This window comes from Rothia nasimurium (genome assembly GCF_928381705.1).
Classification (GTDB): Bacteria; Actinomycetota; Actinomycetes; order Actinomycetales; family Micrococcaceae; genus Rothia; species Rothia nasimurium_G.
Genome location: NZ_CAKMSR010000040.1, coordinates 1 through 380, shown reverse-complemented (window position 1 = coordinate 380; position 380 = coordinate 1). Strand labels below are relative to the sequence as shown.

Annotated in this window: 1 pseudogene; it reads right to left on the bottom strand. The window is 64.5% G+C overall.

Going from position 1 to position 380, the window contains the following annotated elements:
• Window positions 1-345 (bottom strand): annotated as a pseudogene (locus L6762_RS11905) (hypothetical protein); the annotation flags it as partial.
• Window positions 346-380: the final 35 nt, after the last annotated feature.

Sequence of the window (380 nt, the reverse complement as noted above, 5' to 3'; positions counted from 1 at the left end):
GTTCTGCCCTTTCGGGTAGTAGTACAGGCGGTATTCGGCCAGGTTGATCACCACGCCTTCGCGCGGGCCAGGCGGCAGCACGAAGCGGGTAGGGATGATCACCTCGGTGCCGACGCCCGGCAGCCAGGGATCGACACCGGGGTTGGCGGCGACCATTTCGCTGTAGCCCAGGTTGTACTGCTCGCCGAGGTCGGCGAAAGTGTCCTCGTACTTGGCCTTGATCACCTGGACCTGGCCGACGACGTCCTCGCCCGGAGGCGGGAGCTGCAGTTCCAGGGCCGATGCGGAGCCGGCCGAAAGCAGCGCGGCGAAAGACAGTGAGACAACGGGTACGCGCGACAACATTCCGGAGAATCCTTGGCGAGTGCGATGAAGGAGTA